The following is a 21,079-nucleotide window of genomic DNA, read 5'->3' on the forward strand; positions in this document are numbered from 1 at the left end:
TCAGTGCTTTACTCATGCGGCGAGGTCGCGCCCGGATTGCCGGGCGTGCCCGGTCCGCCAGCGGGCTTCGAGTCGACCGGAATCTGGTCGTCCACGGGCGCGTCGCCCCTGGAGTTGCCTTGCGACGACGAACCTTCGGCACAAGCGCCGGGCGGCGCCTCTTTCGGTTCTTCCTTCGGCGGCTCGCCGGCTTCGACGCGCGGCGCGGCGCTCTCCGGGTCCCACGTCAGCAGATTGCGCTGCGGGTTGGCGATTTCGATGCCGCGTTCGCGGAACTGGTCGAGAATGCGCCGGTTGAATTCGCGCTGCACGCCCCAGCGCGCCGAGTCGCGGCACTGAATCTGGCCGGCCAGCGTCACGGCCGAGCCGTCCACCGCATCGACGCCCCAGAAGCTGAAGTCGGCCAGAATGCCGTCCTTGAACTTGTCATCCTGGCGCAGCGCGGCGCCGATTTCCTTCAGCGTGTCGATGGCCAGATCCACGTCCTGCCCGAACACGATGTTCACGCGCACGCCCGCATTGCCGATGCCGCGATTCGTATTGTTCACCGTCGATACCGAACTGAACGGCACGGTGAACAGCGACCCGTCGCCGCCGCGCAGCCGCACCGTGCGGATCGACAGATATTCGACCGTGCCGGACACGCCCGCGAGCGTCACCCAGTCGCCGACCTGCATCGCGTTTTCCATCAACAGGAAAATGCCCGTGATGAAATCCTGCACGAGCTTTTGCGAACCGAAGCCGAGCGCCACGCCGAAAATACTCGCGCCCGCGAGCAGCGGCCCGATGTTCACCCCGAGTTCGCTCAGTCCCGTGAGCACGACCACGAGCGCGATCACGCAAAAGAGCGCGGTGCGCAGCATCGGCAGCAGCGTGCGCAAACGCGCGGCGCGCACGAGGTCGCCGCTCGTCGTCCAGCGGTCGAGCCGCCGTTCGACGGACACGTTCACGCTTTCCCACACGAGCAGCGCGATGATCGCGGCCACGCCGATCGTGATGATCGCCGACGCGAGCCGATGGCCGACCGTGCCGGTGCGGAACAGGTCGCCCACATGGACGCCCCAGACTTGCAGCAACGCGAGCGCGGTCACGATGGCGATGATTGACGACACCACGCGCCGCAACAGCGGGTAATAGCGGTAGGCGTGCTGATGCACGAGCGATTTGCCGTTGTCTTCCTGGCCGCTGAAGAGCCGCGCCAGGCCGCCGAAGATCACGATGGACAGCACGCGCGCGCCCGCCAGCACCGCGAGCGACATGCCGCCAAGATGCAGCAGCGCCTGATAGCCATTCTGCACGTCGAGCGCCCAGATGAACCACAGCGCCATCACGACGAACACGGCGAGCCAGGCCCAGACGTCGGCCAGCGCATTGCCGAGCATTTCGAGCGACTTGCGCGCGGCGAGGCGCCGGCGGATCAATTCGCCGACGGGCTTCGCGCATCGCAGAATGAGAATCGAGATCATCACGTGGCCGGCGAGCGCGACGGCCTTCATCAACGCGAGATGCGCGGCGTCGCTCAAGCCGAGCGAGTGCGCGATCTCGGCAGCCGCCGAGCCGGCGCCCACCACGCTGACAATGCGAATCACCCAGCGATACACGAACGCGGCCCACGCATCGCTCATGCGCAACAGGCGCAAACGCGGCGCGCCGGGCTGCAGGAAAAAGCTGCTGACGATCACGACCACGCGGCACAGCATGTAGATGTCGACGAGCGAATCGAGCGCGTGGTCTTGCGGCGTGCCGTCGTCGGTGAAGATGGACATGAGCGCACTCGCCGCGCCGACGAACACCGCGAGCGGGATCAGGCGCAGCACGGTGATCAACAGCGCGCGCGGCAGGCGCTGCAACAGCGTCCAGTGATGCGTGGCGTTCTGCTTGCCCTTGGCTTCGGCGGCCCGGCCGTGCGTGCCCGACGGCGGGGGCGTCACGGCGGGTTCGCCGGTGGCGGGCGTTGCGGCGGCGGCTTTTGCTTCCGCCCTGGCGTCGGCGCGTGCCTCGGCCTGCGCCTCGGCATCGGCCACGGCTTCCGCGACCGGCGCGGCGGGCAGCGGCGGCGCGGCGTGGGGCGCGTCGGCGCGCTGCGGTTGGACGTCGACCGGCAAATCCGTGCGCGGCGCGTCGGCTTCGTCGCCCAGTTCGCGGCGCGCGGCGAGCGCACGGTACGCGCGGCGCAACAGACGCCGCGCCAGCCATTCGATCGCGAGCGCGGGCAGCAACGCGGCCAGCAGCGACCACGCGACGTGCGCGAGCATGGAGCGCGCTTGCGGGTTGGTCGATTGCCAGTTCCACCACGCGCGCACCGAGGCGACGTCGAGCAACGCGTTGAGCGAGTTGCGCAGCGACGCGCCAAGATGGACGGCCCAGTGCGCGCCCTGACGCGCGAGTTGCGACGCCAGTCCGTTCGACTTGAACGCGGCGGGCACGAGGGCGGCGGCGCCGCTGGCCGGCGCGCCCGCGGAGGCGGCCGCCGGGGCGGAGGCGGGCGCACTGAGCGCGCCCGCGGCGGCGATGGCCTGTAAGGTATCGGCGACTTGCGCGCGGCGTTTCGGGTCGTTGAGGACCGACAGCGCCTGGCGCGCCTGCTCGGGCGTCAGGATGACCGCGGTGCCCGAGGCCGCCGAGGCGGGCGTGGCCGGCGTCACTGCGGCGAAAAGCGGGGGCGCGGCAAGAATGAGAAAAGCGAAGAAGCAAGCGTGTAGTAATTTGCGCATAGGGTCTGGGACGGGCTGCGAATGCGGACGGCTGGCGGGACGCATCGGCCGGTTGGGCGGATCAGGTTTGACCCTTAACCGACAAGGGTTCCGCCGCACAAGTTCCTGAGGCTGCGTTGGGTTGTTGCAACGGCCGGCTGGCTAATCCGGGCCGGCCGGACATGGAGGGGTAGCAAATTGCTTGCCTGGCGGCGTGAGGCGTGAGGCGTGAGGCGTGAGGCGTGAGGCGTGAGGCGTGAGGCGTGAGGCGGGAGGCGGGAGGCGGGAGGCAGGCGGCAGGCGGCGGGCAAAGCGCGGGGCGGACGAAGACGGCTCGGGTCAACCGGCTGGGCGGCGGCGGGCGCGGAAAACCGCCTGTTTGCCCGGCTCGCCAGCCTGCCAGAAATGTGCCTGCAAAATACTTACGCCGACGCCGCCGACATCAACGCAGACGATGCGGGCGAAGGCGAAGCCACGCGCCGCTCGGCCTCACCGTCGCCGTCCGCATCGGCGCCCGCATTCGACGTGCGCGCGCCCGACGGCTCCTGATGCAGCCGGTCCGCGTGCATCAGCCGGTACAGGGTGGCGCGCGAGATGCCCAGTTCGGCCGCCGCCTCCGACAACTTGTAGCCATGCCGCTGCAACGCGTGCTCGATGGCGTCTTTCTCGGCCTTGCTGCGGATTTCCGCGAGCGTGACGGGCGGCGAGTTGTTCGTCTCCGGCAGGCCGAGGTCGCTTGCCGTGATGAAGCGGCCCTCGCTCATCACCACCGCGCGGCGCACGCAGTTGATCAGCTCGCGCACATTGCCCGGCCACGCGTAGTTCGCCATGGCGACGATCGCGTCGCTCGACAGCCCGCGCAGTTTGCGCGCGCCGTCCTGTTTGTACATGCTGAGCGCATAGTTGGCGAGCAGCTTGATGTCGCCGCCGCGCTCGCGCAGCGGCGGTTCGACGAGCCGCAGCACGCACAGCCGGTGATACAGGTCGGCACGGAAGCGTCCTTCTTCCACGGCTTTGTCGAGATCCACGTGCGTCGCGGAAATGACGCGCACATCCACGTGAATCGGACCATTGCCGCCCAGCCGCTCGATCGTGCCTTCCTGCAGGAAGCGCAGCAGGACCGCCTGGCATTCGTGCGGCATGTCGCCGATTTCGTCGAGAAAAAGGGTGCCTTCATGCGCGCTTTCGATCCGGCCGATTTTGCGCTGAAGCGCGCCGGTGAACGCGCCGCGTTCGTGCCCGAAGAGTTCGGCCTGCAACAGGCTCGGCGGAATCGCCGCGCAATTGATGGCGACGAAGGCGCGCCCCGTGCGCGGCGAGCGATCGTGGATGGCGCGGGCGGTCAGCTCCTTGCCTGTGCCCGACTCGCCCGCGACGAACACCGGCGCTTCGGTCGCCCCGCATTTGTCGATGCGCCGGTAAAGCTGCTGCATCGCCTCGCATTGGCCGACCATGCCGTGCCGTCCGAGCGACGGCTCCGGCGCCACATGCACTTGCCGCAGCGCCGAGAGCCCGTGCGCATGGCCGAGCGCGAACACGAGGCGCTCGTTCAGCCATGGCCGCGTGACAAAGTCGAAACAGTAATCGAGGATGAAGCGGCTCACCAGTTCGTTCTGCGCCTGCCCCGGCGCGATCTGCGCGACCCAGTTGGTTTCGGCGCGCCGCATGCACGAGGCGAGCGCCGACAGTTGCTGCGCCGTGCAGTCGTGCGGCAATTCGACGAGACCGACCTTGATATTGTCGCGCTCGATCATGCGTTCTGCGGTCGCGGTGCTTTTCGCGTGCACGGCGTGCCAGCCGGAAGCGGCCAGAAAATCGGCGAGTTTCGGGTCGGGCGAGTTCGACACGTAAAGAACGGTGCGTTCGGTGTCCGCAGGTGCGAAAGTCATTTCCATTACCCCCGGTTCAATGCTGCTTTCAGAACTGTTGTTCGTTGTTTCTCAAAGACCGGCAAGCCGCACCAGCCTAACGATAAACCGGCCAGCCGTTCAGTTTATCCGGCTGGGTATGAAGCTTTTATGCCGCCGATGCTCGCGCGGCAACCCGGAAACGGTCCATTCACAACAAACGGTATAACGGACAGGAAGCCTGCGGCTTGAGCCGCGGATACACCAGGTTCACGGCAGGCGATGCAGTATTTCATCCGCGAATCACTTGTGCCGCCTGTTATTTCGTTGGCTTTTGAGCGCGCTCTGAGGGGCGCGTCGCTTAACCATAAGCGAAAGCGCTTTGGAATGCTATACAAACAATTCAGTAACGGAAAGGTTTATGGGTCAGGCGTGAATGTATTCGGTAATCACTGCGGATTTGGCACGGTCGTCCAATAATCAGGAACCGCTTAAAGCGAAGCGGTCAAGCCTGTTATGCGCGGCGGCTCACAAAACCAATTAACGAAATGCGGCGGACATGTCTTTCGCATAGGCACTCGGCGAATTTCGCATGTTTCACGTACGCAACAAAATCGGCGGCATTCATTTCGATGAATTTCCCGCATTGGCATGCCGGAACATTTGACCGGAGCGTAATGCGGACCTCGAAAGCGCGCGGCGCAGCAGGCGTGGCGCGTCCTGGAAGCACGCATGCCGTCGCCTGAATGCGGGTTTTTAACGCGAGCGGAAGGCTTTAGCACGTCTCGAATTCGAATCACTGTGTGTTGCTCGAACCCGGCGATCCTCTCGCGCGCCGATTCGTTGCCCGTGCGCCAAGACCTGGGCGCGCATGGCATGGCCATTGCAATAAGCGACTCGCAGCGAATGCGCTGCTGCCGGTAAGCCGAGGGAGAAGAAGCAAGCAAGCCACCGGAAGCAGCAAAGACTTCGTGGACGCGGCCGGGGAATGCCAATGCGTGATACGAGGCTACGGCGGGGCCACTGATAGACGGACGTCAAACAAGGCGGGGCGAGCGACCGATGGGAAGCGGCGGTTCGTCACCGGACGACGCAACGCTCTGACCTCGCCGGTTTTTTCGTCTGTGGAAGTGCGGGTAGTAATAGATAACGACGGGTTCCTCGCGCGGCAACGTTTGCGCGAGCGGCTTGCAAAACAGGGAAGGGGCAGCGTACGGTCCAGGCCGACCGGCGCGACGAATCGGGGAAAACGGCCAGAGCCTCCATAGAGAGGCAGATAGGCGAGGTGGACCGGGCGCCGTGTTCGCGCTTTCGCGTGGGCACGGCGGACCTGGAGAGGCGGCGATGCGGCCGTCGGCGATCGTCCTGCGGGGGATCTCATGAAAGCGACCATTTCCGGCCCGGCCTGCGCGCCGCGCCATGACCAGCCGGCCACGGCACGCGACACGAAGGGTGCGCGCCTGCGTTATCAACCCTATGTCGGCTCGCAGCATGCGTTGTTCGCCACGCCATCGGTCGATCTGCTCACGCTCGTGATCGCCGATGCGATCAAGCGCAAGACACAAGCCGAAATTCAACGCCCGGCGCTGCACGACGCGTATGAAACGCCGGTTCCGCGCGACAGGCACGGCGAGCGCGACGAGGACATCCGCCGGCGCGAATTCGACGACGCGCATTGATGTCCGCCAGGCGCCGCCGAACGATGCGAGCGGGCTGAGCGGGACGTGCGGGCTGCATGCCGGTCATGGCATCATGTGAGCAAGAGCCAGTCAGCGAGCCGAGCGCGGCGTCTTCCATGCCCATCGAATCCAGCGGTTTCAGCGGCGTTTCATCGTTCCTGTCGAATCCGATTCTGAACACGGATTCGTATAAGGCGTCGCACTATCTTCAGTACCCGCCGGAAGCATCGGCGATGTTTTCCTACATCGAGTCGCGCGGCGGACGTTACGAGCGCACGGTCTTTTTCGGCCTGCAAATCCTGCTCAAGACGTATCTGTGCCGCCCCGTTACCCCGCCGATGATCGACGAAGCCAAAGCATTTTTCACCGCGCATGGCGAGCCGTTCAACGAAGCGGGCTGGCGTCATATCGTCCAGCAATACAACGGCTATCTGCCGGTGCGGATTCGCGCGGTGCCGGAAGGCTCGGTGGTGCCCACGCATAACGTGCTCGTCACGGTGGAATGCGACGATCCGCAGGTGTTCTGGCTCGCGTCGTATCTGGAAACCATGCTGCTGCGCGTGTGGTATCCGATCACCGTGGCCACGCAAAGCTGGCATCTGCGGCAGACGATTCGCGCGTATCTGGCGAGGAGCAGCGACGACCTCACGCAGTTGCCGTTCAAGCTGCATGACTTCGGCGCGCGCGGCGTGTCGAGCGCGGAATCGGCGGCGATTGGCGGCGCGGCGCATCTGGTGAGCTTCATGGGCTCCGACACGGTGCTCGGCGTGATGGCCGCGAATCGTTACTACAACGAGAGCATGGCCGCGTTTTCAGTGCCGGCCGCCGAGCACAGCACGATCACAGCGTGGGGCCGCGAGCGCGAGACCGACGCCTATCGCAACATGATCGCGAGGTTCGGCAAACCGGGCGCAATCGTTTCCGTGGTGTCGGACTCATACGATCTGTTCGCCGCGTTGAAGGCGTGGGGCACGGAGTTGAAGCAGGCGGTGCTCGACGCCGGCGGCATGCTCGTGATCCGTCCGGACTCGGGCGATCCGCGGACCATCGTGTTGTACACGTTGCGCGCGCTCGCGGCGTCGTTTGGATCGACGGTGAACAGCAAGGGGCGGCGCGTGCTCAACAACGTGCGTGTGATTCAGGGCGACGGCGTGAACCCCGACTCGCTCGAAGCGATTCTCGCGGCCATGGACGACGCGGGCTTCGCCACGGACAACATCGTCTTCGGCATGGGCGGCGCGCTGTTGCAGCAGATCGATCGCGACACGCAGCGCTTTGCGATGAAGTGTTCGGCGATTCGCCTGGGCGACGCATGGCACGACGTGTCGAAAGAGCCCGTCACGGACACCGCCAAGCGCTCCATGAAGGGACGGCTCACGCTGCTGCGCAATCGTCGAACCGGCGAGTACCGGACGGCGGCGTTGCCGCTCGCGCAAGTCAAACACGCGGCCACGGACGAAGCCGATTGGGAAGACGCAATGGTGACGGTGTTCGATTCAGGCGCATTGCTGGTGGATGCGTCGTTGTCCGAGATCCGCGCTCGCGCGCATGCGCACGAAGCGTAGCGGCCCTAACCATACGGCGTGCGAGTTGACGCGATCATTGGATACAATGCGGCCGAATTCGGCTATCTTGGGCGGCAGCGTGGCTGCACGAGCGACCCGAGGCCAACCCCAATACCAGAACAATGAGCCATTCCAATACCGAACTGATCAAACGCTTCTACACGGCGTTCCAGCGGCGCGATGCAGCGACCATGATCGCCTGCTATGCCGACGACGTCGTCTTCAGCGATCCCGCGTTTGGCGAATTGCACGGCGACGAAGTGCGCGACATGTGGCGCATGCTCGTCACGCGCGCGCAGGATTTTTCGCTGACGTTCGACAGCGTCGAAGCCGACGAACATAGCGGCCGCGCGCATTGGGCCGCGAGCTATGTGTTCAGTCAAACGGGCCGCCCGGTCGTCAATCATATCGACGCGCGCTTCGCGTTCCGCGACGGGCTGATCGTCGAACATCGCGACAGTTTCGACTTGTGGGCGTGGATGCGCCAGGCCATGGGCACGCGAGGCGCGCTGCTTGGCTGGTCGCCGCTCGTGCAGCGCGCCATGCGCGCGCGGGCGAGACGAGGGCTGGAGCTTTATCGGCGTCAGGACCACGACGCGTAACGGCATGCGCTGCGTACTGGGCATGGCGCGCAGAAACTGTCAGCGCGGATTCATTCTTATCGGATAGCGGGGACGCGTATGCCCTTAGTGGATGCCGCATGGCAAGAGTGGCTCGGCACGAACGCAGCGCGCGGCTGCACGATGGACTCGATGATCGACGCCATGGTGCAAGCGGGCTTCGCCGCCGACGTCGCGCAGCAGATGGTGCGCAACGCAATCGGCTTGAGCCTCGCGAGCGGCGCCGCGTCGGGCACGGCCGCCGCGCGCGCCAACGGGACCGAAGCCGCGCCGCCGCAAAAGACGCCGCATCCGTATCGCTACGACGACGCGCCCGTGGCGCGCGGCAACACGATTCGCGCCTATGACCGCGACGTGCAGGTATTGATGCGCTGCGAGCGCCCGCAATTGATGGTGCTCGCGAATGTGCTCTCGGCCGACGAATGCGCCGAAATGATCGGGCGTTCGCGGCATCGGCTGAAACGGTCCACCACGGTCAATCCCGCGACCGGTCAGGAAGACGTGATCCGCAACCGGACCAGCGAAGGCATCTGGTATCAGCGCGGCGAAGATGCGTTTATCGAGCGGATGGACCGGCGCATTGCCAGCCTGATGAACTGGCCGGCCGAGAATGGCGAAGGCTTGCAGATTCTGCGCTACGGGCCAACCGGCGAATACCGGCCGCATTTCGACTACTTCGCGCCCGATCAGCCCGGCAGCGCGGTGCATACGGCGCGCGGCGGGCAGCGTGTGGCCACGCTCGTCGTTTATCTGAACGATGTGCCGGACGGCGGCGAGACGATCTTTCCGGAAGCCGGATTATCGGTCGCGGCGAAGCAGGGCGGCGCCGTCTATTTCCGCTATATGAACGGCCAGCGCCAACTCGACCCGCTGACGTTGCACGGCGGCGCGCCGGTGGTCGCCGGCGAAAAGTGGATCATGACGAAGTGGATGCGCGAGCGCGCCTACGTTTGACGCGCCGATCGCGGCTAGCGGCATGCGGTCATGCGCGCGTGTAGACGTCCGGCTTATGCACTTGCATGAAAAGCTCGGGGTTCGACAACGCCTCGAATCCGTGCCGCCGATAGACATGATGCGCGTCGGTCGTCGCGAGCATGATCCTTCTCAAGCCCTGGAGTGCGGGGCTCGCGAACAGTTGCGCGAGCAGCGCCGACGCGTATCCCTTGCCACGATACGCCGGCAGCACGAACACATCGCACAGATAGGCGAACGTCGCCTCGTCCGTGACGACGCGCGCGAACGCCACCTGCTTGCCGCCGACATATCCGCCGAAACAGAGCGATCCCGCGATAGCGCGCTCCAGCGTGTCGCGCGGCATGCCTTTGGCCCAAGCCGTTTCCTGCGACAGAAACGCGTGAATCAGCTCGATGTCGAGTTGATCCGGATTGCTCGAAATGATCAGTTCGTTTGGTGAGGCCACGTCGTCTCCTGGTTCAACTCTTCGCGGGATCTTCCGCGCCGCGCGAGCCGCCGCCGATGCTTTGCCCAGCGTTTCGCGCCATGCCCATATAGCCGATCACGGACACGAGCGTCAGCGCGCCCGCCAGCAGGAACGCGAGGCGGAAATCGTCGAGCGTGAACACGCGGCCCGTGGTTTCGCCGTTGAAGAACGCCGCGGCCCGCAGCGACACCGCGCCGAACGCGATGCCCAGCCCGATGGTCATCTGCGCGGCGGCGCTCCACAGCGTGCTGGCCGCGCTCATCTGTGGTTGCGCGACGTCGGCGTAGGCCAGCGTGGCGAGCGTGGAAAACTGCATCGAGCGCGCGAGGCCGTAGACGAACACCACGATCAGCACGAGCGCGAGCGGCACGTTCGGCGTCAGCAGCCCGCACGCGATGATGAAAATGCCGGCCACCGTCACGTCGACAATCGACACCGTGCGAAAGCCGAAGCGCTGCAGGATGCGCGTGGTCAGCGCTTTCATGCTGAGGTTGCCGAGCGCGCTGGCGAGCAGCAGCAAACCCGACTTGAACGCCGACAAACCGAAGCCGACCTGAAACAGCAGCGGCATCAGATACGGCACCGCGCCGATGCCGATGCGCGTGAACGAGCCGGTGACGACGGTCACGGAAAACGTGGGAATTTTCAGCGTGGAAACGTCGATCAGCGGATGCGGATGACGCTTTGCATGCAGGAACGCGACGACGCCGACCAGCAAGCCGCCGCCGACGATCGCTCCGGCCGTCCACGGATTCTCGGCAGGCTGGCTCGCCAGTTCCGCGCCGTACAGAATCGCGGTGAGCGCGGCGCCGCTCAGCAACAGGCCGACGACGTCGAGCGGCTTGCGCTCGCTGCCGCGCAAGTTCGGCACGAGCGCGAGCGCGACGGCCATCGCGGCGAGACCGAACGGCACGTTGAGCAGGAAAATCCAGCGCCATGATGCGTAGGTCGTGATGAAGCCGCCTATCGGCGGGCCGACCACCGGCGCGGCAATCGCGGGCCAGGTGATGGTGGAGATCGCCTGCATCATGCGGCTTTTCTCGGTACTGCGAACCACGATCAGCCGGCCCACCGGCACCATCATCGCGCCGCCGATGCCTTGCAGCAAACGCGCGGCGGTGAATTCCGCCACGTTTTGCGAGAGCCCGCACAACACGGAAGCCGCCGTGAACACGCCAATGGCGCTGAAGAAAACGGTGCGCGAGCCGCAGCGGTCGGCGACCCAGCCGCTGGCCGGAATGAAGATGGCGAGCGCGAGCATATAGGCTGTCATGCCGAGGCTCACGCTGTTGGGCCCGACGCCGAACGAATGCGCCATTTGCGGCAGCGCGGTCGCGATCACCGTGGTGTCGAGATATTCCATGAAAAAGGTGGCCGCGACGATATACGGCAGCCAGCCGGCATGTTTCAGAGGCGTGCTGCTTGCGCTCATCGCGCGGCTCCGGGCGCGATGCGCGCGCTTGCGTGGCCGATGCCGCGAGCGAGCGGGCGAACTTCACGCAGGCCATCCAGCGGGATGCACTTCATTTGTCGACTACCTTTCGAAGACGTATTTCCGCTGTTCGCGCGAGGCGGACGAGCGAGAGGAGCGGGGCCGGCGCCATCGCGACGATCGCGCTCGCTGGCCGGCCCTGAATCCTAACGCAATCGCGCGCGCAGCATCGGCGGGTAATGCGCGGCGGCCCGCGCCCAGCGACCGTTGCGCGTCGCGTGCGTCGACGGGAACGCTTTTTTCGTGCTCATGGGCGGTTCACGCGGCTCACGCGGCACGGCACGGCGGCACCGCGCCTCACGCGCCGTCAATACGCTTCGATTGGCGCGACGCTCAGTCTTTCGCGGCGTACTCGCGATCGAGCCGGTCGTACAACGGCTTGTTCACGAGACGCTGGCGCTCGCTGAACGGGGCGACCAGCGTCGCGTCCTCATCGAGGCGGCCGTTGGTCTTCAGGCTGCCGAGCGCGCGCTGCATGCCGAGCACCGCGCCTTGCAGCGCCGCGTTCGCATACAGCACGATGCCGTAGCCGAGGCCGGCGAGCGCCTCGCGCGAGTGCACCGGCGTCTTGCCGCCGATCACGATGTTGATCAATTGCGGCTTGTCGAACAGCGCCGGCAGACGCTCGATATCCGCGAGCGATTCCGTCGCCTCGATGAACAGAATGTCCGCGCCTGCCTCGATGAAGCGATGACCTCGCTCGATCGCATCCTCGATACCGTGGACCGCCGCCGCGTCGGTGCGCGCCATGATTTGCAGGTTGCCGTCCTCGCGGGCATCGACGGCCGCGCGGATCTTGCCCACCATCTCGCTCGCGCTGACGACTTCCTTGCCCGAAAAGTGGCCGCACTTCTTCGGCATGATCTGGTCTTCGAACTGGATCACGTCGGCGCCGCTGCGCTCCAGCACGCGCACGGTCTGGCGCACGTTCAGCGCGTTGCCGAAACCCGTGTCGGCGTCGACGATCAGCGGCAGCGCGACCGCGTCGCGAATCCGCGCCGTATGCTCGGCGACTTCGGCGAGGCCGATGAAACCGAGGTCCGGCAGGCCAAGCGACATATTGGTGACGCCCGCGCCCGTGATGTAGAGCGCCTCGAAACCGGCGTCCTCGACCACGCGGGCGCTCATCGCGTTGAAGGCGCCGGGCACGAGCAGGCCCTGACGTTCGTTGACCTTGGCGCGGAAAGCGGCGCGGCGCGTGGCGGAAGTGGTCATGACGGTGCGTCTCCAAAAAGTAAAGGATGGCTTGAGGGGCCTCGAAGTGCAGGAAGCATGCCATTGAGCCGGCGCGGGCCGGTGTCGTCGGCAAATCAAGGACTTGGCGCGCAGACCTTCGCCGATGCAGATCCGTGGCAGAATGCCCATGTGTTCCATGAAACGTTTCATGGAACGTTTCGCTTCGTTTCATTTCGCGGGGAGCATGCGCACGTGTCAACGTTCACGCCGTCCTTTGTCAGCGCCGATCCGGGCCGCCCCGGCGTCGCCCTGGTGAGTATCAGCCGCTTGCAGTCGCTTTGCGAGACTATCGCGCCGCGCTACGCCGGGCGCGCGCGCTTCTTTTCGGTGCGCGAAGGCTACGGCGCGGCGGTCACGGCTTTGCAAGCCCAGGTGGATGCCGGTTCCGTCGATGTCGTCCTCGCCGCCGGCTCGAACGGCGCCTATCTGCGCGAGCACTTGAGCGTGCCGGTCGTGATGGTCAAGGTGAACGGCTTCGACGTGCTGAGCGCGATCACCCGCGCCACCAGCTCGTGGCCGGGCGCGCCGATCGGCCTCGTGTTGCATGAGACCCTCTCGCACGAACTCGCCGATCTGGGCGGCTGGCTGAAGGTCGTTCTGAAACAGCGCGCGTACCGGTCGATCGACGAGGTCCGGGCCGCGGTCGATAACCTCGCCGCCGAGGGCTGCCGCGTGATCATCGGCCCCGGCATGGCTTGCGACCTCGCGCAAAAGGCCGGTCTGGAAAGCGTGTTTCTCTACTCATTGGGCGCGGTGGAAGAGGCCTTCGAGCGCTCGGTCGAACTTGCGCGCGTGAGCCGGCAGAAGGAGGAGAAGCGCGTGCGCCTGAATACGATCGTCGCCCATTTGCGCGACGGCGTCGCCGCTTTCGACGACGCCGGTCAGCTCGAAGCCGTCAATCCCGCGATGCTCGGCCTGCTCGGCCTCGAACGCGACGACGACGTGGCCGCGCGGCTCGGGCGCACCGTCGGCCCGTGGCTGCGCGAGGCGCAAGCGCGCGGCGCGGCCGTGGACGAGCGCATCGAGCAGATCGGCGAGCGCTCGCTCATCGTCAACTGCATGCCGATTGTCGAGCAGGGCGCGCGCTCGGGCTACGTCGTGACCGTGCAGGACGCGCTCGTCGCGCAGCGGATCGACCACTCGCTGCGCACCAGCCAGCGCCCCAGGCATCTGGTCGCGCGGCATCGGCTGGACGATCTGATCGGCGGTTCGGCCGCGCTCGAACGCGTGCGGCGGCTCGCGCGCGCGGGCGCCGCGCACGACGCCACCGTGTTGTTGACCGGCGAAAGCGGCACCGGCAAGGAACTGGTGGCGCAGGGCATCCACAACGCGAGCCGGCGGCGCGGCAATCCGTTCGTCGCGTTCAATTGCGCGGCGCTGCCTGAAGGGCTGATCGAAAGCGAACTGTTCGGTCACGAGGAAGGCGCGTTCACCGGCGCGCGGCGCGGCGGCAAGCCGGGTCTCTTCGAAATCGCCCACACGGGGACGATTTTTCTCGACGAGATCGGCGAAATGCCGGCGGCGCTCCAAAGCCGGCTGCTACGAGTGCTTCAGGAACGCGAGGTGATGAAGCTCGGCGCGGGCCGCGCGACGCCGATCGACGTGCGCGTGATCGCGGCCACGCATCGCGACCTTCACGCGCTCGTCGAGGAGGGCGCGTTTCGCGCGGATCTGTATTTTCGCCTCAATCTGCTTCAGATAGAATTGCCGCCGCTGCGCGAACGGCGCGCCGACATGGTGCCACTGGCCACGCACCTGTTAAGCCGCGGCGCGCTCCAATATGGGTTGTCCGGGGCCGCCACCGGCCGCGTGCTGACGTTTCTGGCGCCGCTCTTCGAACACTATGCGTGGCCCGGCAACGTACGTGAGCTGGAAAATCTGCTGGCGCGTACCGCAATTTATCTCGGCGATGCAAGCGGCGAAATCGGGCCCGATCTAGAAGCGGTTTTCCCCGAGTTCGCCCGGATGAAGGGCGCGAGCAGCGGCGCGCGGCTCAGCAAGGCGTCGCCGGCAGGCACCTCCGGCTCCGCGCGCGCCGCGCCGACCCCCGCCGACGTGATCCGGGCGCTCGCGCAATCCGGCGGCAACCGCGCTGCGGCGAGCCGGGCGCTGGGCATCGGCCGCACGACGCTGTGGCGGTTGCTCAAAGCCGATGAGCGCGATAGTCGAGGGTAGGCAGATAAATAGCCTAACTCTATTGTTATCATTAAAACAATCCGCTTTACCTATTAAGCGCCGTCTGACATACTGACTCCACTTTCCAACCACTCAGAAAGAGGACTCAGTAAATGCCGATCATCAACAGTCAAGTCAAACCGTTCAAGGCACAGGCTTATCACAACGGCGATTTCGTGACCGTCACTGAAGAAAGCCTGAAGGGCAAGTGGTCGGTTTTCGTTTTCTATCCGGCCGACTTCACGTTCGTTTGCCCGACCGAACTGGGTGACCTGGCCGACCGCTACGCCGATTTCCAGAAGCTCGGCGTGGAAATCTACAGCGTGTCGACCGATACGCACTTCACGCACAAGGCATGGCACGACACGTCGGACACGATCCAGAAGATCAAGTACCCGATGCTCGCCGACCCGACGCTGGCTATCTCGCGCAACTTCGACGTGCTGATCGAAGAAGAAGGTCTGGCACTGCGCGGCACCTTCGTGATCAACCCGGAAGGCGAGATCAAGCTGTGCGAAATCCACGACAACGGCATCGGCCGTGACGCTGGCGAACTGCTGCGCAAGGTGCAGGCTGCGCAATACATCGCGGCGCATCCGGGTGAAGTGTGCCCCGCCAAGTGGACGCCGGGCGCTGAAACGCTGACTCCGTCGCTCGACCTGATCGGCAAGATCTAAGGTCTGACGGTCCAGAGCGACCCAAAGCGACCCAAAGCGACCCACCGCAGTGAGCGCTTCAACGCGCTCCAGCGTCACCGTGCGCACCGCTTCATGCAGCGGTGCGCGCGTCCCCGGCAAGCGCCGCTCCTATCCGGACCGCGCGCGGCGCCGGGAACCCAACACCCATCGTCACGGAATCGAATAGCCATGCTTGATGCCAATCTCAAGACTCAGTTGAAAACGTACCTCGAAAAGGTTAGCAGGCCTATCGAGATCGTCGCGTCGCTGGACGACAGCGCGAAATCGCAAGAGCTGCTGGCATTGCTGAACGATATCGCGACGTTGTCGGAACGCGTCACCGTGGTGCAGCGCCGCGACGACAGCGAGCGTAAGCCGTCGTTTTCCATCGGCGAGCCGGGTAAGGACATCGGTATCCGCTTCGCGGGCATTCCGATGGGGCATGAATTCACGTCGCTCGTGCTTGCATTGCTGCAGGTCGGCGGCCATCCGGTCAAACTCGACGAGGCGGTGATCGAACAGATCCGCAGTCTCGACGGCGACTATCAATTCGAAACGTATTTCTCGCTGTCGTGCCAGAACTGTCCGGAAGTCGTGCAGGCACTGAACGTGATGGCGCTCATCAACCCGCGCATCCGCCATGTAGCGATCGACGGCGCGTTGTTCCAGAACGAAGTCGAAGCGCGTCAGATCATGGCGGTACCGACATTTTTCCTGAACGGCGAAGTGTTCGGCCAGGGCCGCAGCGGCGTGAAGGAAATCCTCGCGAAGCTCGACACCAATGCCGGCGCGCGTGCCGCGAAGGAGCTGGAAAAGAAGCCGGTGTTCGACACGCTGATCGTCGGCGGCGGTCCCGCGGGCGCGGCTGCGGCGATTTATTCGGCGCGCAAGGGCATCGCGACGGGCGTGGTCGCGGAACGCTTCGGCGGCCAGGTGCTCGATACGCTCGCCATCGAAAACTTCGTGTCGGTCACGGAAACCGAAGGTCCGAAGTTCGCCACGGCGCTCGAACAGCACGTGAAGACCTATGAAGTCGACATCATGGACGTGCAGCGCGCCGAAGCGCTGATTCCGGGCCGCATCAACGAAGTGCGTCTCGCGAGCGGCGCGGTGTTGAAGGCGAAGACGATCATTCTCGCAACCGGCGCGCGCTGGCGCGAGATTAACGTGCCGGGTGAGCGCGAGTATCGCAATCACGGCGTGGCGTACTGTCCGCATTGCGACGGTCCGCTCTTCAAGGGCAAGCGCGTGGCGGTGATCGGCGGCGGCAATTCGGGTGTGGAAGCGGCAATCGACCTCGCGGGCATCGTGCGCGAAGTGACGCTGTTCGAATTCGGCGCTCAGTTGCGTGCCGACGAGGTGTTGCAACGCAAGCTGCGCAGCCTCGCCAACGTGACCATCGTCACCCAGGCGCAGACCACCGAAATTACCGGCGACGGCAAGAAGGTCAACGGTCTCGTCTACAAAGACCTGCGTTCGGGCGAAGTCAGAAACGTCGAGCTGGAAGGCGTTTTCGTGCAGATCGGTCTCGTGCCGAACACCGAGTGGTTGAAGGGCACGGTGGAGTTGTCGAAGCATGGTGAGATCGTCGTCGATGCACGCGGCGCGACGTCGGTGCCGGGCGTGTTCGCGGCCGGCGACGTGACCACGGTGCCGTTCAAGCAGATCGTGATTGCAGTGGGCGAGGGCGCGAAGGCGTCGCTTTCCGCGTTCGATCACCTGATCCGCAACAGCGAGGAAACCGAAGCGGACAGCGAGGCCGAAGCCGAAGCAGCGGCTTAACGGCGATAGCGTGTGAGGAATGAGCGGTGAATGATGAGCGGTGAATGATGAGCGGTGAATGATGAGCGGTGAATGATAAAAAACGGCGGCCTGAAGGCCGCCGTTTTTATTGGCCGCGCGGCTTATCGCCAGCGTGTATTGCAGGCCAGTGCGCTTAAGCCCACAACTCCGACATCTCGATGTCGCGCAGATCGAACACGAGCACTTCCGCATCATGACCTTGCGCGAAGGTCAGCGCTTCTTCGCCGCGCACGCGGACGCCATCGCCTTCGCCGAGCTGCACGCCGTTCACCGTCACGCTGCCGCGCGCCACATGCACATACGCGTAGCGGTTGCTCGCCAGTTCGAGCCGCGCGGTTTCATCGCCGTCGAAGAGACCGGCATAGACGCGCGCATCCTGCTGCAACACCAGCGAACCGTCCGCGCCATCCGGTGATAGAACGAGGCGCAGCACGCCGCGCTTGTCATCCGCGCCGAAATGCCGCTGCTGATAGCGCGGCTCAGTGCCCTTTTGCGCCGGTGCGATCCAGATTTGCAGGAAGTGCACCGGCTCGCTCTTCGAATGGTTGTATTCGCTGTGCGCGACGCCGGTTCCCGCGCTCATCAACTGGATGTCGCCGGGCACGATCACCGAGCCCGTGCCCATGGTGTCCTTGTGTTCGAGCGCGCCTTCCAGCACGTACGAAAAGATTTCCATGTCGCGGTGCGGGTGCTTGCCGAAGCCCTGGGCCGGCGCGACGCGGTCGTCATTGATCACCAGCAGATCGGAGAAGCCGTTCTGCTTCGGATCGTGATAATGCGCGAAGGAAAACGTGTGACGCGAGCTGAGCCAGCCGTGCTCCGCGCGGCCGCGTTGATTGGCATGTCTGATTTCGAGCATCTTTTTTCTCCTGGGTCCGATCCGGGCAAGTGGTTGTCCGCGATTCATGAATGACAGTGTAGGTCAACCAGTGAGGCTATAATCGTCTCATAAATGGAAACACTGTCACTACTGGGTAGACAATCCGATGCAACTCGACGACATGCGCATCTTCGTCGCCACGGTCGACGTCCACAATTTCACCGCGGCCGCACGGCGGCTTTCGTTGTCGAAGCAATTCGTCAGCCGCCGGGTGATGGCGCTGGAAGAAGCGCTCGGCGTGCCGCTCCTGATCCGCAATACGCGCAAGCTGGCCGTCACCGACCTGGGCCAGGAATTCTACGAGCGCGCCAAACGCATTCTCGGCGAAGTCGCGGACGCCGAAGAGGCCATGTCGCTGCGGCGCGCCGGGCCGCGCGGTCTGTTGCGGGTCAGTGCGCCGATGTCCTTCGGCATGACGCATCTGTCGCCGCTCGTCGCGCGATTTCTGCGCGAGCATGACGACGTGCGCTTCGACATGGAGTTGAGCGACCGCACCGTCGATGTCGTCGGCGAAGGTTTCGACATGGCCGTGCGCATTGGCGTGTTGCCGGATTCCACGCTGATCGCGCAAAAGCTCGTGGACGTGAATCTCCTGGCATGTTGCAGTCCCGGCTACCGGCGTCGTCGCGGCGCGCCGGCTACGCCCGAGGATCTCGCGCGCCATTCGTGTTTGCTCTATGGGCACGGCGGCGTGGTGACGTGGGAGTTTGCCCGCGACGGCGTGGAGAAAAATTTTGAAGTGCACGGGCCGCTGCGTGCCAACAACGGCGAACTGGTTCGCGAAGCCGCGGTGGCCGGGCTCGGAATAGTTCGGCTTCCTGAATTTATTGTTGCCGACGCGCTACGAAGCGGCCAGCTCGTCACCGTGCTCGACGATTTCCTGCCGAGCCCGACGGGCGTTTATGCGGTGTATCCGCAACATCGGCAAAGCTCGCTTGCGATCCGGGCGTTCGTCGACTTTCTGCGCAAGCACTTGAAGAAGCGCCTGACAGCGTGAGCGAAACAATGCAGCGGCGCGAGGCACGAATGCACACGGCCGCTGCTTCGCTTCACATTCAGCCGTCGCGGAAGATAAAGCTGTAGCCGTTGAGCGCCGGCACGCCGCCAAGATGCGCGTAGAGCACGCGCGAGCCTTCGGGGAATTCGCCGTTACGCACCATGTCGATCATGCCGTGCATCGACTTGCCCTCGTACACGGGATCGGTAAGCACGCCTTCGAGCCGCGCGCACAGACGGATCGCCTCCAGCGTGCCGTCGTTCGGCAGACCGTATTCGGGGCCGCCGAAGCGCTCGTCGAGCACCACGTCCGTCGCGGTGATGTCGCGCCCCAAGCCGACTTTCTCCGCGGTGCGGCTGGCAATGCGCAAGATCTGCTCGCGCGTCTGCGCGGGCTTGGCCGACGCGTCGATGCCGATGACCCGATCGGCGCGGCCGTCGGCGGCAAAACCCACCACCATGCCGGCTTGCGTGCTGCCCGTCACCGAGCACACCACGATGTAATCGAACTTGAAACCCAATTCGGCTTCCTGCTGACGGACTTCTTCCGCAAAGCCGACAAAGCCGAGACCGCCCAGCGGATGGTCCGAGCAGCCGGCCGGAATCGCGTATGGCTTGCCGCCGGCGGCGCGCACGCTTTCCAGCGCGTCTTCCCAGCTTTTGCGAAAGCCGATGTCGAAGCCGTCCGGCACGAGGCGCACGTCCGCGCCAAGAATGCGCGACATCTGAATGTTGCCGACGCGGTCGTACACCGCGTCCGAATAGTTGACCCAGTTTTCCTGCACGAGCACGCACTTCATGCCGAGATGCGCGGCGACCGCCGCGACCTGGCGCGTCTGATTCGACTGGATGCCGCCGATCGACACGAGCGTGTCGCAACCTTGCGCGAGCGCTTCGGGAATCAGGTATTCGAGCTTGCGCGTCTTGTTGCCGCCGAACGCAAAGCCGCTATTGCAATCCTCTCGCTTTGCATAGAGCTGGACCTTGCCGCCGAGGTGCTCGCTCAGGCGCTTGAGCGGCTGGATCGGCGTCGGTCCGAAGGTCAGCGGGTAGCGGGGGAATCGTTGCAGGTTCATGGCATCTCCGTAGTGGACGAGGTCGGCGCAAGGCCGCCGCGTTGATCCAATCTTAGGAAAAATCGCTGGAAATGAGCTTGCGAATAAATTCGCTTGGGCGTACTTTTGAAACGGCTGCGACCGGAAGTGTTTAACGAAAATTCGTATGGAAACCAATGAACAGAATAAAAGTTCGCGGCGGTCTCGCTGCACCCGCGCCCGTGCCCGCCACAGCCGGCGCGGATCTCTTGCAATCGCTCGATCGCATCGACCGGGCGATCTTGCGGCAGTTGCAAACGGACGCGTCTATCTCGAACGTCGCGCTCGCGGCCAAGGTGAAGCTCAGTGCGCCGGCGTGCTTGCGACGCGTCGAACGGCTCAAGGAATCCGGCCTGATTCGCGGCGTCGTCGCGTTGATCGACCCGAAGGCGGCGGGCGCGGGGATGCTGGTGATCATCGGCGTGGTGCTGGATCGCTCCACGCCGGAATCGTTCGCCGAGTTCGAAAAGGCCGCGCAGAAAGTGGCGGGCTGCATGGAGTGTCACGTCGTGACCGGCGAATTCGACTACTTCATGACGATACGCACGCGCGACAGCGACAGCTTTAACCGACTGCACGCGGAACAGTTGCTCTATTTGCCGGGCGTGCGGCAAATCCGCTCGTTCATGGTGCTGAAGGAGATTCTGTCGACCACCCGGTTTCCGTTGTGATGCCTGCGCGCCGTGCGGATTGCGCGCTAAAACCGCGACGAACCTTCGTTCGGGCGGCTAGGCCCACATCTTGCACCAGCAGATCCGCCGGCAAAACTTTCACACGAATCACTCACGCGAATGCCACGGCGGAAAGCCTTGTTCATTGCAGTTCGCAAGCTGTGGACGCGTGCTTTGCCGCCGCGCAACGCGTGCCGGTTGCTGAAAAAC

General features: G+C 64.8%; 16 protein-coding genes. 9 read left to right on the top strand and 7 right to left on the bottom strand.

From position 1 onward, the window contains the following. Positions 1–8: 8 nt before the first annotated feature. Both VOM14_RS12105 and VOM14_RS12110 read right to left on the bottom strand, forming a co-directional pair. Positions 9–2,714, bottom strand: a complete 2,706-nt coding sequence (locus VOM14_RS12105; protein ID WP_327628928.1) for a mechanosensitive ion channel domain-containing protein — start codon at positions 2,712–2,714, stop codon at positions 9–11. Positions 2,715–3,115: 401 nt separating this feature from the next. Next, positions 3,116–4,588, bottom strand: a complete 1,473-nt coding sequence (locus tag VOM14_RS12110) for a sigma-54 dependent transcriptional regulator (protein WP_327628929.1) — start codon at positions 4,586–4,588, stop codon at positions 3,116–3,118. A 1,331-nt stretch (positions 4,589–5,919) separates the two neighbouring features. On the opposite strand from VOM14_RS12110, the gene VOM14_RS12115 reads away from it, so the two are divergent. The 4 genes from VOM14_RS12115 (at position 5,920) to VOM14_RS12130 (ending at position 9,358) form a co-directional block, all read left to right on the top strand. After that, complete coding sequence (locus VOM14_RS12115) at positions 5,920–6,219, top strand: hypothetical protein (protein ID WP_327628930.1); 300 nt, start codon at positions 5,920–5,922, stop codon at positions 6,217–6,219. Between the two features lie 116 nt (positions 6,220–6,335). Beyond that, entirely contained in the window at positions 6,336–7,784 is a 1,449-nt protein-coding gene (locus tag VOM14_RS12120; RefSeq protein WP_327628931.1) for a nicotinate phosphoribosyltransferase, read from the top strand. Between the two features lie 122 nt (positions 7,785–7,906). Continuing rightward, on the top strand, positions 7,907–8,386 hold the full coding sequence (locus tag VOM14_RS12125) for a nuclear transport factor 2 family protein (RefSeq protein ID WP_327628932.1): 480 nt from the start codon (positions 7,907–7,909) through the stop codon (positions 8,384–8,386). A gap of 78 nt (positions 8,387–8,464) precedes the next feature. Continuing rightward, positions 8,465–9,358, top strand: coding sequence for a 2OG-Fe(II) oxygenase (locus tag VOM14_RS12130; RefSeq protein WP_327628933.1), 894 nt, complete (start codon positions 8,465–8,467; stop codon positions 9,356–9,358). Between the two features lie 28 nt (positions 9,359–9,386). On the opposite strand, the gene VOM14_RS12135 is transcribed toward VOM14_RS12130, so the two are convergent. The 3 genes from VOM14_RS12135 to VOM14_RS12145 form a co-directional block, all read right to left on the bottom strand. Then, entirely contained in the window at positions 9,387–9,824 is a 438-nt protein-coding gene (locus tag VOM14_RS12135; protein ID WP_327628934.1) for a GNAT family N-acetyltransferase, read from the bottom strand. Between the two features lie 13 nt (positions 9,825–9,837). Continuing rightward, on the bottom strand, positions 9,838–11,277 hold the full coding sequence (locus VOM14_RS12140; protein WP_327628935.1) for an MFS transporter: 1,440 nt from the start codon (positions 11,275–11,277) through the stop codon (positions 9,838–9,840). Between the two features lie 393 nt (positions 11,278–11,670). Further along, complete coding sequence (locus VOM14_RS12145; protein ID WP_327628936.1) at positions 11,671–12,552, bottom strand: isocitrate lyase/PEP mutase family protein; 882 nt, start codon at positions 12,550–12,552, stop codon at positions 11,671–11,673. A gap of 213 nt (positions 12,553–12,765) precedes the next feature. Here VOM14_RS12145 and prpR point away from each other — a divergent pair, with 213 nt between their 5' ends. The 3 genes from prpR to ahpF all read left to right on the top strand — a co-directional run bounded on the left by prpR (position 12,766) and on the right by ahpF (position 17,207). After that, on the top strand, positions 12,766–14,748 hold the full coding sequence (prpR, locus tag VOM14_RS12150; RefSeq protein WP_327628937.1) for a propionate catabolism operon regulatory protein PrpR: 1,983 nt from the start codon (positions 12,766–12,768) through the stop codon (positions 14,746–14,748). A 113-nt stretch (positions 14,749–14,861) separates the two neighbouring features. Further along, positions 14,862–15,425, top strand: coding sequence for an alkyl hydroperoxide reductase subunit C (gene ahpC, locus VOM14_RS12155; RefSeq protein WP_013341239.1), 564 nt, complete (start codon positions 14,862–14,864; stop codon positions 15,423–15,425). A 189-nt stretch (positions 15,426–15,614) separates the two neighbouring features. Further along, complete coding sequence (gene ahpF, locus VOM14_RS12160) at positions 15,615–17,207, top strand: alkyl hydroperoxide reductase subunit F (RefSeq protein ID WP_327628938.1); 1,593 nt, start codon at positions 15,615–15,617, stop codon at positions 17,205–17,207. A 154-nt stretch (positions 17,208–17,361) separates the two neighbouring features. On the opposite strand, the gene VOM14_RS12165 is transcribed toward ahpF, so the two are convergent. Next, positions 17,362–18,087, bottom strand: coding sequence for a pirin family protein (locus VOM14_RS12165; RefSeq protein ID WP_327628939.1), 726 nt, complete (start codon positions 18,085–18,087; stop codon positions 17,362–17,364). A gap of 127 nt (positions 18,088–18,214) precedes the next feature. Between VOM14_RS12165 and VOM14_RS12170 the strand changes: the two genes are divergently transcribed. Next, the gene (locus VOM14_RS12170; RefSeq protein WP_327628940.1) at positions 18,215–19,105 is read left to right on the top strand and encodes a LysR family transcriptional regulator; all 891 of its coding nucleotides are present in this window, start codon (positions 18,215–18,217) and stop codon (positions 19,103–19,105) included. Positions 19,106–19,163: 58 nt separating this feature from the next. Here VOM14_RS12170 and VOM14_RS12175 read toward each other — a convergent pair whose 3' ends face one another. Continuing rightward, a complete protein-coding gene (locus VOM14_RS12175; protein WP_327628941.1) occupies positions 19,164–20,180 on the bottom strand; it encodes a 1-aminocyclopropane-1-carboxylate deaminase in 1,017 nt (338 codons plus the stop codon). A gap of 155 nt (positions 20,181–20,335) precedes the next feature. On the opposite strand from VOM14_RS12175, the gene VOM14_RS12180 reads away from it, so the two are divergent. Then, positions 20,336–20,869 (top strand): Lrp/AsnC family transcriptional regulator, encoded by a 534-nt coding sequence (locus VOM14_RS12180; RefSeq protein ID WP_327628942.1) that lies wholly within the window; start codon positions 20,336–20,338, stop codon positions 20,867–20,869. The last annotated feature ends 210 nt before the right edge of the window (positions 20,870–21,079 follow it).

The sequence above is a fragment of the Paraburkholderia sp. MPAMCS5 genome, assembly GCF_036016995.1.
GTDB lineage: Bacteria > Pseudomonadota > Gammaproteobacteria > Burkholderiales > Burkholderiaceae > Paraburkholderia.

Excerpts from the sequence above, each read along its gene's own strand:
- VOM14_RS12105 (WP_327628928.1), bottom strand. The coding sequence starts at position 2,714 with ATGCGCAAATTACTACACGCTTGCTTCTTCGCTTTTCTCATTCTTGCC.
- VOM14_RS12110 (WP_327628929.1), bottom strand. The coding sequence starts at position 4,588 with ATGGAAATGACTTTCGCACCTGCGGACACCGAACGCACCGTTCTTTAC.
- VOM14_RS12115 (WP_327628930.1), top strand. The coding sequence starts at position 5,920 with ATGAAAGCGACCATTTCCGGCCCGGCCTGCGCGCCGCGCCATGACCAG.
- VOM14_RS12120 (WP_327628931.1), top strand. The coding sequence starts at position 6,336 with ATGCCCATCGAATCCAGCGGTTTCAGCGGCGTTTCATCGTTCCTGTCG.
- VOM14_RS12125 (WP_327628932.1), top strand. The coding sequence starts at position 7,907 with ATGAGCCATTCCAATACCGAACTGATCAAACGCTTCTACACGGCGTTC.
- VOM14_RS12130 (WP_327628933.1), top strand. The coding sequence starts at position 8,465 with ATGCCCTTAGTGGATGCCGCATGGCAAGAGTGGCTCGGCACGAACGCA.
- VOM14_RS12140 (WP_327628935.1), bottom strand. The coding sequence starts at position 11,277 with ATGAGCGCAAGCAGCACGCCTCTGAAACATGCCGGCTGGCTGCCGTAT.
- VOM14_RS12145 (WP_327628936.1), bottom strand. The coding sequence starts at position 12,552 with ATGACCACTTCCGCCACGCGCCGCGCCGCTTTCCGCGCCAAGGTCAAC.
- ahpC (WP_013341239.1), top strand. The coding sequence starts at position 14,862 with ATGCCGATCATCAACAGTCAAGTCAAACCGTTCAAGGCACAGGCTTAT.
- ahpF (WP_327628938.1), top strand. The coding sequence starts at position 15,615 with ATGCTTGATGCCAATCTCAAGACTCAGTTGAAAACGTACCTCGAAAAG.
- VOM14_RS12165 (WP_327628939.1), bottom strand. The coding sequence starts at position 18,087 with ATGCTCGAAATCAGACATGCCAATCAACGCGGCCGCGCGGAGCACGGC.
- VOM14_RS12170 (WP_327628940.1), top strand. The coding sequence starts at position 18,215 with ATGCAACTCGACGACATGCGCATCTTCGTCGCCACGGTCGACGTCCAC.
- VOM14_RS12175 (WP_327628941.1), bottom strand. The coding sequence starts at position 20,180 with ATGAACCTGCAACGATTCCCCCGCTACCCGCTGACCTTCGGACCGACG.
- VOM14_RS12180 (WP_327628942.1), top strand. The coding sequence starts at position 20,336 with ATGAACAGAATAAAAGTTCGCGGCGGTCTCGCTGCACCCGCGCCCGTG.